This is a genomic window from Methylobacter arcticus (assembly GCF_050917435.1).
Lineage (GTDB): Bacteria > Pseudomonadota > Gammaproteobacteria > Methylococcales > Methylomonadaceae > Methylobacter_A > Methylobacter_A titanis.
Map to the genome: position 1 here is coordinate 128,997 of NZ_CP159583.1, position 21,287 is coordinate 150,283.

General features: G+C 49.3%; 14 protein-coding genes and 1 tRNA gene. 4 read left to right on the plus strand and 11 right to left on the minus strand.

The window, feature by feature from the left end:
- Positions 1–42: 42 nt before the first annotated feature.
- From ABXJ76_RS00600 to ABXJ76_RS00610, 3 genes are read right to left on the minus strand one after another with little or no spacing between them, the layout of a single operon-like run.
- Positions 43–2,355 carry a DEAD/DEAH box helicase gene (locus ABXJ76_RS00600; RefSeq protein ID WP_432743138.1) on the minus strand — a complete coding sequence of 771 codons (2,313 nt, stop codon included), beginning with the start codon at positions 2,353–2,355 and terminating at the stop codon, positions 43–45.
- Positions 2,336–3,646 (minus strand): ATP-binding protein, encoded by a 1,311-nt coding sequence (locus ABXJ76_RS00605; RefSeq protein WP_432743140.1) that lies wholly within the window; start codon positions 3,644–3,646, stop codon positions 2,336–2,338. Before ABXJ76_RS00605 ends, ABXJ76_RS00600 begins: the two co-directional genes overlap by 20 nt.
- Positions 3,643–6,417: a TerB N-terminal domain-containing protein gene (locus ABXJ76_RS00610; RefSeq protein ID WP_432743141.1), complete on the minus strand. Its 2,775-nt coding sequence runs from the start codon at positions 6,415–6,417 to the stop codon at positions 3,643–3,645. The genes ABXJ76_RS00605 and ABXJ76_RS00610 overlap by 4 nt, the downstream gene beginning before the upstream one ends.
- A 459-nt stretch (positions 6,418–6,876) precedes the next feature.
- Between ABXJ76_RS00610 and ABXJ76_RS00615 the strand changes: the two genes are divergently transcribed.
- The 4 genes from ABXJ76_RS00615 to ABXJ76_RS00630 all read left to right on the plus strand — a co-directional run bounded on the left by ABXJ76_RS00615 (position 6,877) and on the right by ABXJ76_RS00630 (position 13,153).
- Positions 6,877–8,073 (plus strand): cyclic peptide export ABC transporter, encoded by a 1,197-nt coding sequence (locus ABXJ76_RS00615; protein WP_432743143.1) that lies wholly within the window; start codon positions 6,877–6,879, stop codon positions 8,071–8,073.
- 37 nt (positions 8,074–8,110) lie between these two features.
- A complete protein-coding gene (locus tag ABXJ76_RS00620; protein ID WP_432743145.1) occupies positions 8,111–10,513 on the plus strand; it encodes a penicillin acylase family protein in 2,403 nt (800 codons plus the stop codon).
- A 146-nt stretch (positions 10,514–10,659) separates the two neighbouring features.
- On the plus strand, positions 10,660–11,637 hold the full coding sequence (locus ABXJ76_RS00625) for a FecR family protein (protein ID WP_432743147.1): 978 nt from the start codon (positions 10,660–10,662) through the stop codon (positions 11,635–11,637).
- A 484-nt stretch (positions 11,638–12,121) separates the two neighbouring features.
- Complete coding sequence (locus ABXJ76_RS00630; protein WP_432743149.1) at positions 12,122–13,153, plus strand: Fic family protein; 1,032 nt, start codon at positions 12,122–12,124, stop codon at positions 13,151–13,153.
- Between the two features lie 496 nt (positions 13,154–13,649).
- Here ABXJ76_RS00630 and ABXJ76_RS00635 read toward each other — a convergent pair.
- From ABXJ76_RS00635 to ABXJ76_RS00670, 8 genes are all read right to left on the minus strand, one after another.
- Positions 13,650–13,726 (minus strand) — tRNA-Arg (locus tag ABXJ76_RS00635).
- 32 nt (positions 13,727–13,758) lie between these two features.
- Positions 13,759–15,762: a DNA helicase Rep gene (gene rep, locus ABXJ76_RS00640; RefSeq protein ID WP_432743151.1), complete on the minus strand. Its 2,004-nt coding sequence runs from the start codon at positions 15,760–15,762 to the stop codon at positions 13,759–13,761.
- A 59-nt stretch (positions 15,763–15,821) separates the two neighbouring features.
- Complete coding sequence (locus tag ABXJ76_RS00645) at positions 15,822–16,079, minus strand: type II toxin-antitoxin system MqsA family antitoxin (protein WP_432743153.1); 258 nt, start codon at positions 16,077–16,079, stop codon at positions 15,822–15,824.
- Between the two features lies 1 nt (position 16,080).
- A complete protein-coding gene (locus ABXJ76_RS00650) occupies positions 16,081–16,389 on the minus strand; it encodes a DUF4258 domain-containing protein (RefSeq protein WP_432743155.1) in 309 nt (102 codons plus the stop codon).
- Between the two features lie 6 nt (positions 16,390–16,395).
- A complete protein-coding gene (locus ABXJ76_RS00655; RefSeq protein WP_432743156.1) occupies positions 16,396–17,904 on the minus strand; it encodes a YifB family Mg chelatase-like AAA ATPase in 1,509 nt (502 codons plus the stop codon).
- A gap of 49 nt (positions 17,905–17,953) precedes the next feature.
- Entirely contained in the window at positions 17,954–18,232 is a 279-nt protein-coding gene (locus ABXJ76_RS00660; protein WP_432743158.1) for an accessory factor UbiK family protein, read from the minus strand.
- 72 nt (positions 18,233–18,304) lie between these two features.
- Positions 18,305–19,156 carry a polyamine aminopropyltransferase gene (gene speE / locus ABXJ76_RS00665; RefSeq protein ID WP_432743160.1) on the minus strand — a complete coding sequence of 284 codons (852 nt, stop codon included), beginning with the start codon at positions 19,154–19,156 and terminating at the stop codon, positions 18,305–18,307.
- Between the two features lie 632 nt (positions 19,157–19,788).
- A complete protein-coding gene (locus ABXJ76_RS00670) occupies positions 19,789–21,210 on the minus strand; it encodes a hypothetical protein (RefSeq protein ID WP_432743162.1) in 1,422 nt (473 codons plus the stop codon).
- Between the last annotated feature and the right edge of the window lie 77 nt (positions 21,211–21,287).

The following is a 21,287-nucleotide window of genomic DNA, read 5'->3' on the forward strand; positions in this document are numbered from 1 at the left end:
TGAGTGCCGAAAGAGTGAAAAATGGCGCTTGTGATAATGGATTTAAGGTGGGATACTTCGGTTGAGGCGGTTGAATTTCCTATCCGTATTTCCTATCCGTAATGTCTCTTCTTGCTGGGTGTGCCGCTTTAGTTGCTGCACCAACGTTTTGATAGCTTCATGTCCACCAACGACATCAAGCGTATGGGATGAATAATTTCTGGCGAGTAGTTCGTCGGGAAGCAGGTTATCCCATTTTTCCAGCCACTTGTTCATAACATGGCTGACCAGTGCAGTAGAATCAGGTGGCGGCGATAATGCCAAATTACGCAGAGCAGCCAATAAAACTTTGGGTGTGGCTGCGACTTTCAGATAAAGCCCTTGGTTCTGGATCTCTAAGCCTTGATGTTTAAGCATCAATTCGATAGCGTTTATGACACGATCACCACGCCACGGAAACATTAGAGCGTTATTTCCATTAAACAAGATCAATTCCTTATCCAATCCCATTCGATAAAACGTTGCCCGTGCTTCTCTCAGCAATTCGGTTGCCGTTGTGTCTAAAAATGGACTAGGGTCGGTTTCTGCTAAAATTCGGCGCATTTCTTCGCGCACGCCGTCATCAACCAAACCAGAATTCCCGTTGAACATCGGCACTTTACCACCACGCGCGGCGGTAACTTGAATCAATTTCTTTTCCCTATCGAGTTCTTGAACCCGCCAACGTTTCCCGGCAAAAATCAGGTACGAACCTTTTTCAACAGGTTGACTCAGGGGTAAGGTTCCCAAATTTTTGCTGCCATACACCAGACGAAATTCTTCAGGCGAAGCAAACGCGGCATAAAATGAATAATGGTTGACCAATTTTTCACCCACAGCTCCATGCAACAACAGGCCGTTGGTGGTTTGCATCAAAATCTCTTTCGCGCCCAATTCGCGTAACAACGCGATAAAATCTGCTTTGGACACATTGGTAAATGCACCGTTGCTACATAGCAGCTGCCAAGCCTTTGTCGCATCCAATCCCCCGTATTGGGCAATCACTGAGAGCAATTGTTGGATCAGCGTCGAAAAATGCAGGCCGTTGATGTGCGGCGGTTCGTACCAACCACGAAGTAGCAGACGAATGTGCGCAATCGACTGGATTAAGCCTTCACGCAATTCGTCGGAGATTGTCGCTTGAGATGTAATTTCCGCTTCCAGCGCGTAGCAACGCAAAATAGCGGGTTCACCCAAGCGGCGACCAGAACGGCCTAAACGTTGGCGTAAACTGGCAACCGACGGTGCGCAGCCAATCTGGGCAACGCTCTTAACCTCGCCCAAATCAATCCCCAACTCCAACGTAGTGGTGCAAACTGCGGTGGCAGGCCGCTCCTTTGATTTTAACGCCACTTCGGTCTCTTCGCGAATGTCTTTGGCAAGGCTACCATGATGCGGCCAGAACTCGTTAGGGACACCGAGTTTTCGGCAACGGCGGCGCAGGTCATCGGCGTAAAACTCGACATTGCCGCGACTGTTGGGAAAGATCAGATTGTTGCTGCCGCGCAGCGTCTTGAACAGATGTTCACCAATGTCCAGCATACTTTGCGGAGGCTGTTCATTTAAGACTGCCGTAGCGGATTCGGTCATATTTGCGGGGTCAATACGGGGTATTATCTGAACGTAACCTTTAATCATGACCTTAATTTCTTGACCAGCATCACGGCTGATGATGGTTTCAATGGGATATGCCGCATTTGGGCGCAAAAATACTTCAGCTTTGCCCATATCGCCCAAGGTTGCCGATAACGCGATACGCGGCGTGATGCGGTCAAGTGCGACATCAATACGGTGCATGAGCGACTGAAGTTGTTTGCCGCGTTCGGTGCCGATAAACGCATGAAGTTCGTCGATAACCAAATAACGGAGTTTGCCGAATAAACCCTGCAAGGCATGACCGTTGGACATCAGCAAAGCTTCCAATGATTCGGGTGTAATCAACAAGCATCCTTGCGGTGATTTGAGAAACTGGCGTTTTTTGGTACTGGAACTGTCGCCATGCCAAGGCGTTACGCGAATTTCCAGTTTTTCACATAAGCCTTCCAAGCGCCACCATTGATCGTTAATCAGTGCTTTGAGCGGGCTGATATACACAACACAGCCCATTTCAGGTTCTAACAGTAGCCGCGTGAGAATAGGTAAAAAAGCTGCTTCGGTTTTACCCGATGCGGTAGCTGCCGCGATAATAACATCTTTCTTGCCCTCTAAAATAATAGGAATGGCTTGTTCTTGGGCATCTTTGAGTTCTGACCAACCCGACTGCCAAATCCAGCGTTGTATGCGCTCATCAAGTAGCGAAAAACTATTTGATGTATTGTTAGAGTTTGAAGCTGGCAAGTTCATCTTCCTCATCTTCTGCTGCTGAGTCTTCAAGCAGTGTTAGCGAGTCGCCCTTATCAACAGCGACATTAACAGACCCAAGCAAAGCATGCCAATCTGCATTCGAATTTTGTTCTAAGACAGCAAGCAAATTAATAAAAGCGGTAATGGTGTTTCTAGGCGTTTGAAAGTACGCCTCCCCGATGTGCTTATGACAATGCGTCATAAATGCGTGTATTGCTTCATCAGGCAGAAGATATTTAGCAGGATCACCATAAGCATAAACGTGGCGTATTTTGTCCAACAACACAAAAAAATCTTCTGGAGAAAGACGGGCAAGACGAATAACTGGCCCTGAAAAATCAACATAACCGTCTTTGGCAAAACTGTTTTCCGCTAAACGCGACTGTAAAGCAGGATAACTGTAAAGACCGCGCCGGGTATCAAGTAGGAATTCTGGTGTGCCACCTAAAATAAATCCCAAACCTTCGGCAGAACCTTGTAAGGAATCATTTAGAATCCGTAAAATCTGTTCGTAGTTGGCATTACGGGCTTGAGTATTGGCAAGTTTGTAGAGATTAACCATTTCATCGAGGCATATCAATAAACCGCTATAACCTGCCAGACGTACAAAACGCCCCATTAATTTAAGTTGATCGTAAAATGAAGCATCGTCCACAATTGTTCGTACACCCAGTGCGGTTCGCGCTTCTGTTTTAGTCGTAAACTCACCGCGTAGCCAGCGAATGGCATCCGCTTTGAGCTGTTCATTGCCTTGCTCGAAACCCTGCCAATACGCAGCAATCACAGCCGCAAAATCATAGCCGTTAACCATTTCAGTTAAATGCTCAAGTTTTTGATGAATGGCTAGCTCTGGGCTAATGCCAGCAGCCTTAGCTTCAGTTATCGTTGAACTGACAAATTTCTCCACAACACCCGCTAATGCGCCGCCGTCTGGTTTCACCCGCGTAGCAAGATTTCTCATTAATTCGGCATACAAGGAACGCGACTGACCACCCGTTGCATGAAGACGCCGATCTGGATTCAAATCTGCACTGGTAGTCACCACTTTTTTCTCCATTGCCACGCTACGCACCAGATTGAGAAAAAATGTTTTTCCTGAACCGTATTCACCTGTAACCAAGCGAAAAGTTGAGCCGCCATCCGCTACGCGTTCAATATCCTTAAGCAGGGCTTCAATTTCTCGCACTCGCCCAACCTGTACTAAATGTTGACCTGTTCGCGGCACGACACCTGCACTCAGCGATTGAATCACGGCATCCCGGTCTTTAGATCGGATCGTTGTCATTTAAGTAGTTCCTTTAAAATATCCTGGTTAATGTCAATTGGGTCATCCCCTTCAGTAAGTGGTGCGTCAAAAGTGTCGTAAGCTGCTTCATTGATATGTTCTAATGCACCATCAAGCATCATGCCGCCATCTGCGGCAATTTCCTCAAGCTCGATCCTAGACCAATGAACACGCACGCAAAGCAATTTTATAAAATCACTATGCACATTATCCAAGCCCATCAGATTTTCATTATCATCGATCACAGGCTCGGATGCTTGTATTTGAATGGGTATTAAAGTCTCTGTAACTGCATCTTGCTCAAATATGGCAACAAGCATGTCGGTGACTTTTTTGGATTCATTTTTAAGTGTGGCTACTCGATTCATGTCCAGTTGAAAGCCAGTGTCAGGTTTTGGGGGATTAGGAATGGAAAAGCCGCCTGATCTTGAAAGCGGTGGGCGCACCGTCACAGGTTCATCTGAGCCGGTTCCATGCAATTTTCCATAAAGGGACTGAACATTAAGATTGAGTGCCTTATAAATTTTTTCCAGAACTTTTACTTCATTTGGCGAAATTTTATTGTCAGCGAAAGCGACCAGCACTAAAAAATCAGCCAATACTTCTCGTGCCGACACGGGAAGGATTTCAACCCGCTTTTTGATATTCTTAAAATCTGGCCGTTCTGAAAGTAACCAGCGTAAATGGGCATGAAGTCTATTTTTTTCGACCGTTGTCAAATGCAGCCAGTCTTCAACTTGCTGAATCAATAAGTCTCTTTCAGCCCTGCCAACCTCGCCATCAGCCAAGGAAACAACAACTGCAAGATGCAATGTCAGCGCAGCAGTGGTATAGCGAGGAGTAGGGGCGCACAATGAACCATCATCAATAAACAGCACAACTTTTGTATCAGTGCTTGGCATGGCTCCACCAAATCGAGGGTCGGGTTCCATGCCTAAGCCAGCCTCCGCTAGACGATTGATAAACGCGGCTACTCTGGATTTTGTTATGGTTCGCCATTCTGGCAACCATGCCTTTAATCGGGTAAATTCAATCGCGACAGGAACTTTAGTTGTTTCAAGCGTGCGCTTGATCGTCTGGATATGTTGTTTTTGCTGTTCTGACCAAAGCGAATACGGTAATTCTAATAATGCGTCTAGCGTTCCTTCTAGTCCAGGATTACGTCCTAAGAATCGGCTGTATGTGTTTAGCGTTCCTGTGCATTGGTCAGCTAAAGCTTGTAATTTCTTAATGCGGCTGGTTAAAACAGTCACATCAGGAATATCTAATTTTCTTTCTATTGTTCGATTGGGAAAGAATGACGCACTGGCAGTGCTATAGGAAACTTTAATTTTGGTTTTATTAACAGGTAAGCGCATACCCTTACCAAAGGACTCGCCGTATTTGCTCATAAATAATTTTTTAAATTCAACAGCACAGCGTTTTGCCGGGGTGTTTAACCGAATCTTTGAATTTGTCATGAACCAAACATAAGCCCAGTCAGCTGGAACGGGTTCATTATCCATGGCAAGTTGCCCTAAAACCAATTTTAACGACATGGGCAAAATGCCTGGTATGAAATCTGAAGGGGAAGCAAGATACTGCTTTGGCGCAAAGCTTTCCGCGCAATCCAATTTAAGCACATCTAACAATCCAGAAGCGTAACTACGAAATGAACCATTGCCATGATATATCTCAAGTAATCGTTCAACTTCTTGAATAATTTTAGGTAATTCGGCTTTTGCAGAGACATCTGTTTTAGCATCCTCTAAAGCCCTGCGCTCAAGTCCATAAAAATACAAAAAGACATAACCCACATCTGCCAAGGGATCGTTACGTCCTTCTATTAACCATTTAATGTAAGCGGCTCTGGCATCGGGTGAGATTTCAGAATAGGACGACCAGTAAGTAAGAAGACGCTGTTGGTAATTTGCTGATGCTAGCTTGCCAACAGAAAGTTTTGGATCAACAAGTGCGGGTTCTATTTGTGAGCGCGATCCAATACTGCATAAATCTGAACCGAAATAAAGAAAGCCGTTTTCAATAACAACATTGGCAACTTTTACTGAAGTACCTTGATGTTTCCAATAGCCACTTAAATTGCTGATATTCGGTTCACCTGCCGAATTTTTACCTGTGAATAGCTGCTTAAATATGCGCTGCAAAAAACTTTGGGATGTTAAGCCAGTTGACGGTTCTACAGACTCTTCCGTTATGGCCAGTTGGGCGGATAGCTGTTCTACAGGCGGCTGCGTTATGGCAAGTGGTTCGGTTATCGTGCCACCAAAATATTGAACTAAAGAATCTAAGCCACCATTAAAGCCTTGACCCGTAGCGCAAACACGCCAACTACCTTCCTTGCGATAAATCTCTATTAACATCAATGTCTTCTCTGCCGCAAAATCGTTGCCTGCAAAAGCAAAAGTTGCCGCTTCGATATTGCTTTGATACAGCGTTACCGCCCCACTTATAAGTTGTGACATCGTGCCATCACCATCAATAGCGGCGGTAATAACCAAACGATCAATGTGGATAGGTAGTTTTTGCAGATCAATGAGAAAAACAGCCGTATTATTGATAGAACTCCCAAACCGTACTGCGCTACACGGCGTTACCGGCTGATTGAAAAAGCTCATGTAGCGTTCATCGGAAAGCTTATTGCTCACATCCAACCCAAAACAGGAAAAATCAACACTCAGCTTAGGCGCATTAACAACAACTCTTATTGTAAATGGCAAGCTATAGCTAATTAAATCGGAGAGTTTTGCTCTTTGTCCGCGTAGTAAATTCATGTGTATTAGTTCAAACTTAAGGGGCGACAAAAAACTAGAAAAATGGCGTTATTGGGTCTAACAATCAGCTTGTTTTAAGTTTTCCGTAGCTATATTCTGGCGTTAGCCGGTATTTAACACTATTTTTCAAATTTTGCCCCAAATAAAATCATAACCAACCACAGGCAGTTCAGAAAAATTCGTCATTCATACGGAAAATCAGTGAATAGAGCGGAGTCTCAGGTCTTGCGTTGACACATTTTCTGTATTGCCGTAAACGGAACACATAGATAATAAATCCAAAGATTAATAAATAGACCATGACTAAAAAAATAACTATTTCAGCTGACGAAGACATTACTAAAGAACAAGGCAACTCGTAACCCGCATAAATGACTACGTAGGGTGCATAAGCGTGAGCGTCATGCACCTGAAACGTTGTGGAGCTTTAATTTGACAAGGGTGATTGCATTCGGGGTCTTGAGTTTCAGTTTATTCAGCCAGTTGCCGAAAAAAGCCGTGTTCAAGGCGCGGGAAGAATACGATGTGCTCAGCCGCGGTTTTCGGGCGTTGACGGAAGGCGTCCGTGAGTTGAAGTTACACCGGCAGCGTAGCGATGCGTTTATGGCGCAGTCGTTGGCGGCCAGCGCCGAAGCCTATCGCGGGCATTCTTTTCGTGGGGATGTGGCTTATTTGTTGGTCAATCAGTGGGCGCAGCTTTTGTATTTCCTGGTTATAGGCGCGATTCTCTATGTTTTTCCGGTGTGGCAGGTTATCGATCGGGAGGTGATCGGCGGCTATGCGCTGGTGTTTTTGTTCATGATGTCGCCGCTGAGCATACTCACCACCGGTTTGCCGGTTTTTGGCCGCGCCAAGGTGTCGTTACAAAAAATACGGCAACTCGGCGACCAGCTCAAAGAGCAGGCGGTTCAGGCCGATGCGCCTGATAAAGTCGAGGTTTGCGCAACGTTTTCAGGGCTGTCGCTGCAAGGCGTGACGCACAGTTTTCATCGGGAAAAGGAAAACCGCAACTTCACCTTGGGGCCTATCGACCTGGACTTTAAGTCCGGCGAGCTGGTGTTTTTAGTCGGCGGCAACGGCAGCGGCAAGACGACGCTGGCCATGCTGCTGATCGGACTCTACACGCCGGAGCAGGGGGTTATTCGCTGGAACGGCGAGGCCGTCGATAACGGTAACAAGAATGATTACCTGCAAAACTTCTCGGTGATTTTTTCGGATTTTTATTTGTTTGACGAGCTGTATGGGTTCGATAACGAGGAAAACCATGCACTTATTGCCGATTATTTGCAGCGTCTGCATTTACATCATAAAGTGCGGGTCGAGAACGGCCGGTTTTCCTCGGTGAATTTGTCGCAAGGCCAGCGCAAGCGTCTGGCGCTATTGGTCGCTTATCTGGAAGATCGGCCTTTTTACGTTTTCGACGAGTGGGCGGCGGACCAGGATCCTGAATTCAAGCATTTATTCTATACGGAACTGCTGCCGGCCTTGAAAGCCCGAGGCAAAACAGTCTTGATCATCAGCCATGACGACCGCTATTTTTATTTGGCTGATCGCTGTATTAAGCTGGAAGAAGGGCAGATTGTCGGCATGGAAAAACCGGCAACGGTAGGCAAACAGGTGCAGCCGAATGAGGATGCAGTACACGTCTACAGTTAAAGGCATATTGCGCAATCGGTAAAACAACAGGATGGCCATGGCAAATATTCGAAAAATTATTTTTTTTGGCGGCTTGACGCTGGCGAGCGTGGCGGCGATAACCATAGGCGGCGGTTTTTGGCTTTTGCATGACTCCATGCCGCAACTTGATGGCACGGTGAAGCTGGACCGGCTGACGGCGGAGGTTCGCGTACAGACCGACTCACACGGTATTCCGGCCATTGAGGCGGCTAACCGTGTCGATGCGGTTCGGACGCTGGGCTATGTCACCGCGCGCGACCGTTTGTTTCAGATGGAGCTGATGCGGCGTAAAAGCGCCGGGCGCCTGGCGGAAATTTTCGGCGGCATGGCGCTGGACAGCGACATCAAGGCCCGCACCTACGGTTTTCATCGGGAGGCAAAAGCCATATTGGCAAAACTGCCGCCGGACCACCGGCAATATCTGCAAAGCTATGCCGACGGCGTCAACAGCTATATGACAGACTCCGGCAAACTGCCTTTCGAGTTTACCGTATTGGGCTATCAACCGGAGCCTTGGACTCCCGAGGACAGTCTGCTGGTGGTATTGGGCATGTGCGAGAACTTGACGGCCTGGGTCGAACGCGGCGAACGCATGCTGAGCGTGATGGAAAAAACCTTGCCGGAAGCCGCGATGCGTTTTCTGACGCCGGATACCGATTTTTACACCGAACAGCTGCAAAAGCAGGCCGAATCCTTGCGCCCGGCGCAGGCGATTCCTGTCGAGGCTTTGGCAACCGCATTAGCCGATCAGCCAGCGGATAAAACGGTGCCTGGTCAACTGGCGCAGTTGGTTCAGCAATCCGACTTTATGGCCGGTTCCAATGCCTGGGCGGTCAGCGGCAAAAAAACCGGGGACGGGCGAGCCATCCTGGCTAACGACATGCATTTGGGCATATCGGTACCCAATATCTGGTACCGCATCGAGTTGAATTACGGCGATACCCATGCCGCAGGCTTGACCTTGCCCGGCACGCCTTTGTTGATTGCCGGCAGCAACCGGCACATCGCCTGGGGAGTAACCAATCTTTCCGGCGATTTCCTGGATCTGGTGCGGCTCGACATCAATCCCGCTAATCCCGATCAATACCGGGTAGGCGAGCAATGGCGGCGCTTCGACGAATACCCTGAAACCATCATCGTCAAAGGCAGTGCAGCCAAGCAGATCGTGGTCAAGCAGACGCTCTGGGGGCCGGTCGCCAACCAGACGTTGCTGGATCAGCCGGTGGCGATTCATTGGGTGGCGCTGGATGCCGATGCCATGAACCTGAATTTGTTCGATTTGGAGCAAGGCGAAACCCTGGAGCAGGCGGTAAAAATCGTTAACAGCAGCGGCGGCCCGCAGTTGAATGTTTTGCTGGCCGACGACCAAGGCCGCATCGCCTGGACGTTGATGGGCAAAATCCCCAAGCGCTTCGGCAATGACGGCTTGGTCAGCCGCTCCTGGGCGGATGGCAGCGTGGGCTGGAACGGCTATGTCGAGCCTGGGGATTTGCCGCGGGTCATCGACCCGCCCGAGGGTATTCTGGCGTCGGCCAACGACCGCCGTCTGGGCAAAAATTATCCGTATGTGATCGGCCACCAGTTCGGCAACGGTTATCGCGCCTACAGGATTACCCAACAGCTCACGCAAATGCCCAAGATCGGCGAACAGGCGATGTTCAATCTGCAACTGGATACCGAAAGCGAATTTTATGTCTATTATCAGCAGCTGGCCTTAAGTATTTTGACCAAGGAAGCGGTTGCGCGGCAGCCGGAGTTGGCCGAGGCGCGCGATTATCTGCTGGCCTGGGACGGCCGGGCCGATGTCGATAGTCTGGGATTTGCGTTGCTGGTCGAGTTCCGCAAGCAACTGGTCGAGGCGGTATTTACGCCGCTTTTGTCGGCCAGCCGGGACGCCGATAAAAATTTCAGCTATTCGTGGACTTATATCGATACGCCGTTGCAAGCCCTGCTGAACGAAAAACCGCCGCACGCACTGCCCGATGCGGCGCATTATCTCAACTGGGACGACTTTATTCTAGGGCAATTGAAACACGGCGTGCAGCAGGTGCAAGCCCAACATCCGGGGGTGGCGTTAATGGAATTGAACTGGGGCAGGCTAAATAAGGTCAAGCAAGCGCATCCGTTTTCCAAGGCCTTGCCGATACTGAGCGATTTGCTGGATATGCCGAGCGAAGCCTTGCCGGGTTGCGCTTTTTGCGTTCGCGCGGCGGGGCCGGGTTTCGGTGCCAGTGAGCGTCTGGTGGTCTCGCCGGGCCATTTTGCAGACGCCATTCTGCATATGCCCGGCGGCCAATCGGGTCAGCCCTTGTCGCCTTATTACCGGGATCAGCAAAACTATTGGCTTAAGGGCTTGCCGATGCCATTGACGGCGGGAAAATCTGAACACACGCTATTGCTACAGCCGCATATCAAGTAAAAAACAAGCGGATATAATAAGTTTTTTAGGTAGAATGAATATTATGAAACGCTACTATTCAGCCATTTCTATGGCTTTTGATAGAATCGGTTCGCCGGTTGCGTTTATCTACGGCGAGCTTGCTTGCAGAAACTGAGTAGTTACTTATGAAACAGAAAAACGAGGCGAACAGTGTGGAATCCGAACTGAATAACGACATTGACGAACAAGCTGTGGCCTGGTTTATACGGTTACAGTCCGACAATGTCACCGGTGAAGAAAAAGCGTCATTTCTTTTATGGCTGAATCAGGCTGATGCGCATCGCGACACCTTTAATGAAATCAGCAAACTGTGGGGTGATGCCGACCTGCTGCAAGCATTGACAGACACCGCCCAAAAACACCGAATAGTACCCCACAAAAAAATCACCCTTGCTCGTGTCAAGTTGCCGCTGGCGATGGCCGCCTGTCTGGCCTTAACCTTGCTGTTTAGCAACGAACTTGCGGTCTTGATGCAAAGCGATTATTCGACCGGGGTAGGTGAGCGCAAAACCGTCTATTTCGATGACGGTTCCACCGCCATGCTGAATACCGACAGTGCGATTGCGGTTAGCATGGATGGCCCGCAACGCCAGGTTGAACTGTTAAAAGGCGAGATTTACTTCGAAGTCAAACCCGACCCCAGCCGACCGTTTATTGTCCAGGCCGATCATTCGACGACCCGCGTATTGGGAACCCGGTTTTTCGTGCATGAAAAGCGCGGCAGCGATGAAGTCAGGGTCGTGTCCGGCCGCGTTGAAGTGACAGATCGGCGTACCTTGAAGCAGCCGGTGATTTTGCATGATGGTGAAGCCGTATCGGCTGACGCCAGCGGGCTTGGCGAAACCCTGTTGTTGAATTCGACGTTGTCAACCTCCTGGGTGAACGGTTTTCTGGTATTTGAAAATGCCCCGCTGGAAAGCGTTATTAATCAAATTCGTCGCTATAGAACCGGTGTGGTGGTATACAAAGACAATACCCTGCGAGGACTTAAGATCAATGGCCGCATCAATTTGCGTGAGTCTGACGACATGCTGAAAGTTCTGGGGAAAAATCTGTCGGTAAAAATGACCTATCTGACCGACTGGCTGGTAATTGTCGGGTAATATGGGTTTTAAGTTGACCACCGGCCTGATGCTTGGGCTTAATAAGCGCTCCAACATAAACGACTATTGACGACTCAACTTATTGCCGGAAAATTGAAGCAATCTGGCCGTATCTGGGTATTGCAGCCAATCTCTATAAAGTCAACTCGCTGGCTGTTCAATTGAAACCGGCACAGATCCCGTACAATCAGCAAACAAACATTAATTAAAACAATAAATTAAGTTCATTTTTTCAATCGGCAAAAGAATCGGCAGAATTTGAAGCAAATAGTATACTTCATCTTCTAAAAACAATATGTTATGAGATTAGAAGATCGGCATGCCACTACCCATTGAAACCCCTTATCGAATCGAACCCTGCCTGCTTGAAAACATTCCGATCGGAATTACAGATCTAATCGCAAATCTAACAACGTCGTCAGAAAGAATTGCTAGCCGGTTACATCCGCGCACGGCCGCTAGTCTAGCTGAGCTGGTTAGGATTATGAACTGCTATTACTCGAATCTTATCGAAGGGCATAATACTAAGCCAAGGGATATTGAGCGAGCCTTGGCGGATGATCTGGAACAAGACGAGTTGCGGCGTAATTTCCAAATCGAAGCACGTGCTCATGTCAGGTTACAACGAACGATTGATCGGCTCTATGCGGAAGGGCGTCTGCCAGAGCCGGCGTCGACCGAGTTCTTGCGCTGGTTGCACAGTGAGTTTTACCGTGATGCGCCGGAATCCATGCTTTGGATTGACAATGGAGATTGTGGGTTTCGAATGGAGCCAGGGGTGTTTCGTTCCCGGTCTGAGCACGATGTCTCGGTAGGAAGGCATATTCCGCCTCGTAGCGAGCGTGTTGATGAGTTCATGCGCTACTTCGAGCAACGCTATCGATTGGCTTCGAAGGGCAAGGGTGAGCAGATTATCGCCATGGCCGCCTCGCACCATCGCCTAGCTTATATTCACCCATTTCCTGACGGAAATGGTCGTGTCAGTCGATTAATGAGTCATGCGATGGGGCTAACCGCAGGAATCGGTGCATCAGGGCTTTGGTCAGTGTCACGCGGCCTCGCTCGTGGCCTGGAAAGCCGACAAGATTATAAGAATAAGATGGATTATGCCGATACGCCGCGACAAGGCGACTTGGATGGCCGTGGAAACTTATCCCAAAAAGCATTGATCGAGTTCATACACTGGTTTTTGGAAGTGTGCCACGATCAGGTGAACTTCATGACCGGACTATTCGAATTCGACCGGTTAGCTAAGCGTCTCAAAGGCTATGTGGAAAGACAGGGTTTAAAACCAGAGGCCTTTTTTATTTTGGAAAGGGTACTCATTCAGGGCGAGATGCCTCGTGGCGAAGCCGAACGCGTCACTGGATTGAAAGAGCGCAGTGCCCGCATGGTTCTTTCAAGTTTAATCAATGATGGAATCCTACAGTCTGAAACACCTAAAGGCCCCGTATCGCTCCACTTTGGCAGTGAATCGGTCGAATTCCTATTTCCAAGGCTATTTGCGGAGAATTAAGCTTGGGATTTTGGGATTTTTTATATGACCGTTCGTTTTCGGACAGGCAGTGCAGGACTACGTTCGAACTCAGATTTACACCTCCCGTAATGTTGCTAATTGTTTTAATTCTTAAGCTAATCATCATCTCTTAATGTTTAAATTTGCCTGGATCTTTTGATCCTTCTCTTGGTTCAAAACACTCAACCCGCTTTTTGCGGGTTTTTTTTGCTTCAACTGTCAGTGCTCCACACCTGATTGGGCCGTTTGATATCGACGCCTCTGAACAGATAGGGACAAGTTGTGTACTTATTTTGAATGCAAAATTGAAGAGCTAGTAGAGCATATTCCAGATGACAAATTGAAGCATCTTGAAGAACAGAGAATAGCTAAATGAAGTCTGTCTTTAGTCACCAAGGGCTAAGGTCAGATTCTTAATTGAAGAAAATGCATCTAATAACACTTGGCCATCAAACTTAGATTAGGCAAGCATAAAGCGGGAGGAAGTGAGGAAGAATGGTGCGCCCGAGGGGATTCGAACCTCTGACCACAGCCTTCGGAGGGCTGTACTCTATCCAGCTGAGCTACGGGCGCATGAGGCGTATTCTAACCGATCATCGCGGCAATTACGACAACATTGTTTTCAAGTGCGCCAGACTGGCTTTGCCGCGTTCCTTGATAACTTCCGGGGCCAGCTGTTTTTTGTTGACCCATTCCAGATCGTCTTCGGGCAGTTCGCTTAAAAACCGGCTAGGCTCGCATTCGGCAATTTCGCCGTAACGTCTGCGATGGGTGCAGTAGCTGAACGTACAGGTGCGCTGGGCGCGGGTGATGCCGACGTAGGCCAGGCGGCGTTCTTCTTCGATATTGTCGGTTTCGATGCTGTTTTGATGCGGCAGGATGTTTTCTTCGATGCCGATCAAAAACACATGCGGAAACTCCAGTCCCTTGGCGGCATGCAGGGTCATCAGGCTGACCTGATCGCTGGCCTCGTCTTCCTGGTTGCGTTCCATGATGTCCATCAGCATGATTTTGGCGACGATTTCCGCCAGAGGTTTTTGACCGTCGGTTTCCTTGTCGGCGATGCGTCTCAGCCATTCAACCAGTTCGTAGACATTTTTTAGTTTGCGGTCGGCGGATTCCTTGGTTTTGCTTTCTTCCTGCAAATGCTGCGAATAACCGATTTGGTCGATGAATTGTTCGATGACCGCGAAGGTATCGCCCCGATCGATGCGGTCTGCGGTATCGATAACCCAGTCGCGGAATTTTTCCAGTCGGTGCATGGCTTTTTCGGACAGCTTTTGGCTCAGGCCGAACTCGGTGCTGGCCGCAAACAGGCTGATATGTCGCTCATTGGCATAGGCCCCGAGCTTTTCCAAGGTGCTCGGGCCGATTTCCCGCTTGGGCGTGTTGATGACGCGCAAAAACGCCGCGTCGTCGTCCTGATTAACAAACAAGCGCAGGTAGCCGAGGATGTCCTTGATTTCCGAATAGGCGAAAAACGAGGTGCTGCCGCTGATGAAATAGGGGATGTTGTTTTCCCTTAAACCTTTTTCGAACAAGCGGGACTGATGATTGCCGCGATATAAAATCGCATAGTCCTGATAATTGCCGCCGGTCTTGAATTTATGATGGATGATCTCAGAAACGATCTGCTGGGCTTCAACCAGTTCGTCTTTATGGCTTAAAACCCGCAGCGCATCGCCGTAACCCAGCTCGCTCCACAGCCGCTTTTCAAAGGCATGGGGGTTGTTGGCGATCAGCTGGTTGGCGACTTTCAGGATGCGTCCGGTGGAGCGGTAATTTTGCTCCAGCTTGATGACTTGCAGGCGGGCGTAGTCTTTTTGCAGTTGCGCCAGATTTTCCGGCTGCGCGCCGCGCCAGGCATAAATGGACTGGTCGTCGTCGCCGACCACGGTAAACCGGCCCAGGTTACCGGCAATCAGGCGCACCAGCTGGTATTGGGTGATATTGGTGTCCTGATATTCATCGACCAGCAGATAGCGGATCTTGTTTTGCCACTTTTCCAGAGTGGCCGGGTGTTGTTGAAACAGCAGCACCGGCAGCAGAATCAGGTCGTCGAAATCGACCGCATTGTAGGCTTTTAAGCTGCGGGTGTAGTCGATGTACAGATTGGCCGCCGGGTATTCGGTGGCAGCCGCCAGGGTTATAGATTGTTCCGGGGTGACAAAGGCGTTTTTCCATTGGCCGATTTGCCGGGCATAGCTATCGATGTTGTCGATGTCGCAATCCTTGGCGCCGTGGCTGATCAGGTTGCGCAGCAGGGTATGCTTGTCTTGTTCGTCGAACAGGGTGATGCCGGATTTATAGCCCAGCGTTTTCGATTCCGCCCGCAATATATCAAGCCCGAGGGAATGGAAGGTGGACACCCGCAGGCCGCGCTGTTGATTGCTGTCTAATAATTTGGACACCCGGTTTTTCATTTCCCGCGCGGCTTTGTTGGTGAAGGTCACCGCCGCAATATGCCGCGCAGGCAGGCCTTGCTTGACCAGGTAGGCGATTTTTTCGGTAATCACCCGGGTCTTGCCGCTGCCTGCTCCGGCCAGCACCAGTAAGGGATGATCAATCGCTTTAACAGCGGCTTGTTGTTGGGGGTTTAGTTTGGACATTGATGGTTTAAAAAATGAAAAACTTTGTTGGCTTTAGTTTGTTAGTTACGCTGCATTCTTCATAAGGCCAGTGACGCGAAATCCTCTACCGCAACCTGCATAATACGCTGAGGCTGCCTTTGCTGATTATTGATTGCCTGATAATCGTTTTCGATTCTTTCTAAAACCCGCGCGTCGAAATATTGCTCGCCGCAAAATGTACATTCAAGGCAGGGCACATGTTCAATCACTAGCATTCGCCCATCTTTTTGGTAGATATAGCGTGTGGTTTTGCTAATAAGGTGTTTATGACCACAGAATACGCATTGTTCGGACATATTAAGTACCTCGTTCAAAAGGATTTGTGAATTTAGGCGGCATAGGGATATAGACGGTAATAATCACCAAGGTCTCGCCCATGCAGCCACACACGATATGGATGGGAATACCGTTATCGGTAAACCCTGCGGCTAAACAACTTACACCACGCCCCGTATCGGCATACTGTTCGAGAATACGTCCATTGACCAGAGCTTGCGCCACTTCGGCCAAAGTTAAGTTATCGTTCTGCCGCTCTTGGTCGCCATGTTTTGAATAGCGATAAGCTTTATCTCGTACGGCTTGTTTTATCGATTCTATTTCTATCATAACGCATTAAATTTTTCGATCCAGCTTGCGATAACTGATCGCCTCGCTTAAATGCGCGGTTTCTATATTTTCCGACTGGGCAAGATCGGCAATGGTGCGGGCCAGTTTCAAAATCCGATGATAAGCTCGATGCGACAGGCCGAACTTGTCCATGGCCTGCTCTAAAATCTGATGACTTTGTTCGGATAATACGCACAACTGCTTGACTTCCTTGGCCGACAACGCCGAGTTGGCTTTGCCGCTACGCGTGACCGCAAGGTTACGCGCCGCAACCACGCGCGCCCTGATTTTCTCGCTGCTTTCTTCGCCATCCGGCGAACCTTTGCGCAACACTTCATGCGAAATTCTGGGCACTTCCAGATGCATGTCGATACGATCCAGCAACGGGCCGGACACTCTGGCGCGATAGCGCATGACTTGCTCGGAGGTGCAATGACAACGCCCCGAAGCATCGCCCAGGTAACCGCAAGGACACGGGTTCATCGCCGCAATCAGCTGAAAGCGCGCCGGAAAATCGACTTGCCTTGCGGCGCGGGAAATGGTGATGTGTCCTGTCTCCAGCGGTTCCCTTAATACTTCCAACACCTTACGGTCGAATTCCGGCAACTCGTCCAAAAATAAAGTTCCGTTATGCGCCAGCGATATTTCTCCGGGCTTGGGATTGCTGCCGCCGCCGACTAACGCCGCCGCCGAAGCGGTATGGTGCGGGGCTCTATAGGGCGGCTTGAGCCAGTTGGCGACATCCAGGCCCTTATCGCTGATTGAGGCTATCGCGGCGGTTTCCTGCGCCTGCTGCTCGGTCAACTGCGGCAAAATAGTCGGCAAGCGCGAGGCAATCATCGATTTGCCGGTGCCGGGCGGGCCTAACATAATCAAGTTATGGGCACCGGCAGCGGCAATCTCAAAGGCGCGTTTAACGTGATATTGGCCGTGAACATCGGCAAAATCGACATCGGTTACCGGAATAGGCGGCTCTTCCTGCTGGAATTCGATCTGAATCAAATGCTGCCCGGTTAGGTGGGCGCAAACGTCGAGCAGATGCAGGGCAGGGATGATTTCAATATCCTTGACCAATGCCGCTTCAGCGGTATTTTCCTTGGGCAGTATCAGTTTCCGGTGATTATTCCGGGCTTGTATCGCAATCGGTAACACGCCGTTGATGGCACGCAGTTCGCCGCCCAGCGACAACTCGCCGACACATTCGTAATGATGCAGATGCGCGCCGGGAATCTGGCCGGATGCAGCCAGAATGCCTAAGGCGATTGCCAGATCGAAACGTCCGCCTTCTTTGGGTAAGTCGGCAGGCGCGAGGTTGACGGTGATGCGCTGCATCGGAAACTCAAACTTGGAGTTTAATATCGCGCCGCGAACCCTATCCTTGCTTTCCTTAACCGCCGTTTCCGGCAAGCCGACAATATTCAGCGCCGGCAGGCCATTGGAAATATGAACTTCGACAGTGACCAAAGGCGCTTCTATGCCGGAGCGGCCGCGACTGTAGATAACCGCTAAGGACATGACAATTTGTACCTGCCTACGACTGCCGGGGATGGCAAAAGCGCCATAATCAGTCGTGAGCTGATGGGGTCAGGTCTTCTTTAGGTAACAGGTGCGGCTCCATTTCGGCGACGCGTTTTTCCAGGTCTTCGAGTTTTGAACGGGTTTTTGCCAACACCAGCTTTTGCACTTCAAACTCTTCCCGGGTTACCAGGTCCAGCTTGCCTAATGCGCCCTGCAAAATGGCATGGAAGCTTTTTTCAAGATCGTTTTTCAGGCTGTTTAAGCCGGGAGGTATGGCGCCCGCCAAACGGCTGGCAATATCATCAAGAGCTTTAGGATCAAACATTAGAGTAATCTCGTATTATTTAAGAGCTGTAGGGTTATAGTTTGGGTTGCGAAAAGAGGCAGCCCAAACTGCTTACAAATTAAACGCTTTTTTAAAAAACTCAGGCTGAGCCAAAGCCGCTTTGTGTATATCGGCATTATAGTAAGTCGTATCGAACGGCTTGTTCGCACAATCTTGTTCCCTGAACTGGCTCAAATCGCCTTTGCCGGCAATCGTTGCGCTCCACCAACCGGAAGGATACAAGCATTGCGGAAAGAATAAGGTCTGCAAATTTTTAAAGCCGGAGGTGCTCATCGCGCCGCGCATTTCGCCGATCAGCTTCATGTGGAGCAGCGCCGATTCGCTTTGCTGCACCACCATGCCGTTTTCCGACAGGCAGGCAAAGCAATCGCGGTAAAAGTCTTCGCTGAATAAACCTAACGCCGGGCCAATCGGGTCGGTACTGTCAACAATAATAATGTCCACCGAATTCGGCTCGGCATCTTTGACCCATTTAATGCCGTCGATAAATTTCAAATCGGCTCTGGGGTCGTTATTGGATTCGCACAACTCGGGGAAATAAATTTCCGCCAGACGCGTTACCCGCTCGTCAATGTCAATCTGTACCGCCTGTTCTACCGAGGGATGCTTTAACACTTCTCTTAACGTGCCGCAGTCGCCGCCGCCGATAATCCACACTCTTTTTGGCTCGGGATGGGTGAACAAAGCCGGATGACTGATCATTTCATGGTAAAAAAAGTTGTCACGGGTCGATACCATCGTACAGCCGTCAATCACCATCAAGTTACCGAAGGTTTCGGTTTCATAGATTTCAAGATGTTGAAACTCGGATTGCTCCTCGTGCAACTTTTGTTTAATTTTTAACGAAAAGGCCGATCCAGCCTCTGGGACTTGCTCGGTAAACCACTGGGAGGGATTTAGCATGATGTATTCCTGAAGAAACCAATAAATAGCTGGGTATTATAGTAGAACTCGGCATTTTTTAGGCATAAAACAACCTTTGCTGTGCTGGGTGCAGCCCAGGTGTCGTTTTTTTATCTGGGATCGCGGGCGTCTCGACCGCATTTGTTGCGGTCAGTAGACCTACGCGTCGGGCGGCTTATCTACACAAGTTATTCGCTCTCCCGTGGCACTGCCATTAAGTTAAACTGAAAAGACGGTGATGACTGAACAGCGTAGACGCGAATTTATTCGCGCAGTGACAGCCAAATGCGCGAATAAATTCGCGCCCACCTAATGCCAAGCCCTTAACCTAATAGCGGGCAAACTTTCGTTCGTAGGTACGCTATCGTACAGACGGACGAGGTGCCCTGCTTTACATTCATTTCCTGAGTAGAGGTATCAAGCCGGACGAAAAATATCTTCGGATTTATGTGCAGCAGCAAGTTGAAGGCACTGGAAGCCAAGGTTATATCCTACTTCTTATCGGATCCAACGACCCGAGTCTTTATCATTAACAGAAATGGGCGATTAAGCTCATTAAATGTCTAATTTTTGGGAGAGCAGCTATGACTTTGGAACAAATCAAAGATACATCGACAGAATTAAAAGGGAGATTACTGAAGAACGGACAGGGAAGCGCTTCCGACCAAGCCGCAGGGCAGAGACGCGTAACCCTGAGACCATTCTTGGCTGTTGGCGTGATGAGTCTCGTCGTTGGGCTCAGTGGATGCATGATCGTCGATTCGCCGATCAAAGGGGTTATGGGGACCGAAGTTATCTGAGGTGATATAGCGACAGGGGAAACGGCTCCCTCTGGTTCGTTGAAGGAGGGCAAAGCCTGTGCGGAATCCATTCTGGGCTTGCTGGCGCGGGGTGACGCCAGTGTGCGCGCGGCAAAGGCAAACGGCAACATCAAAGAGGTCGTTTCGGTGGATCACTCGGCGAGGAACTTGCTCAACATTGTCGGCGAATGGTGCACGATAGTGAGAGGCCGCTAAGCGCGTTGTTGCCGATTCACGCGACAGCAAAGAAAGAGGGGCGGCGGGCGTCTTATAGGTTGATCGGGAGCGCAAGCTCCTGAAACAGGTCCGGCTAGCGTTATCGAAGCGGAGCAACCTGTTCTGGCTGAACTTCATCAAATGGATTGCCCTGCGGGTCAGGCGATAGTTGTTTCGGCTATACATCTTTGCCGAGTAGGGTCGGCGCTTGGGTATGCGCATGTACCCATTGCTGCTGATCACGCAATAATTCAGCAAACTCTTGCGCGGGTATAGGGCGGCTTTTGATATAACCCTGATACATATCACAGCCTTTTTCCCGTAAAAATGCCAGCTGCTTTGCCGTTTCCACGCCTTCGGCCAAAACTTTAAAGCCAAGAATATGTCCCATGGCAATAATGGTGGCGGCGATTTCCATGGGTAGCAATCCTGTCTTGCCAAGGTATCGCCATTGGAACAGGTGGCGGTGGTTTTTAATCCAAGATCAATGCCTATTTGACCGCCTTCCGCCTGCCTTATGTCAGCGTCAACATGAACGACAATATTGAAATACCATCGACCGCGTGCATCCTGGCTAAAACAACCGGAACGAAAATCAAAGTTACTTAGTCCGTAGCTATCCCAAATTTTGAAATAAAGTCCCGCGTATCTGACCTGACCATTGACCCACTTAGCAGCACCCGATTTAAACGGAACCCAGCCTAGTGCTTTTTTAGAGCCGCCGGAGCAGCGCCAATGCAATTTGTTTTTCTTGAATTGCTTTCTGGCTTTGGCATGAACGGCAATGGTTTCCTGAACCGCCGTCGAGTCGATTATCATGCCGCGTTCTTTGCGGATGCCTTTTAAGTCTTTCATCAACTCAAACGCCGAGGTGCCAAAATTCATGTAGCCAACTTCCGGCACCGGAACCCAAGAAAATTCATCCGAATACGCATTAGCGGCGTTCCAGACTTGATTCACGTCAAACGCCATACGATTTAACACGCTGGCGTGTTTATCGTGGACTCTGACTGACAATGTTTTAATTATGGGTTTCATCGCACCCAATGGTACGCCATTCATTTTATGGCCAAACAGCTTAAGCGGTTTCACATTCGGATGACCCCCGAACTATT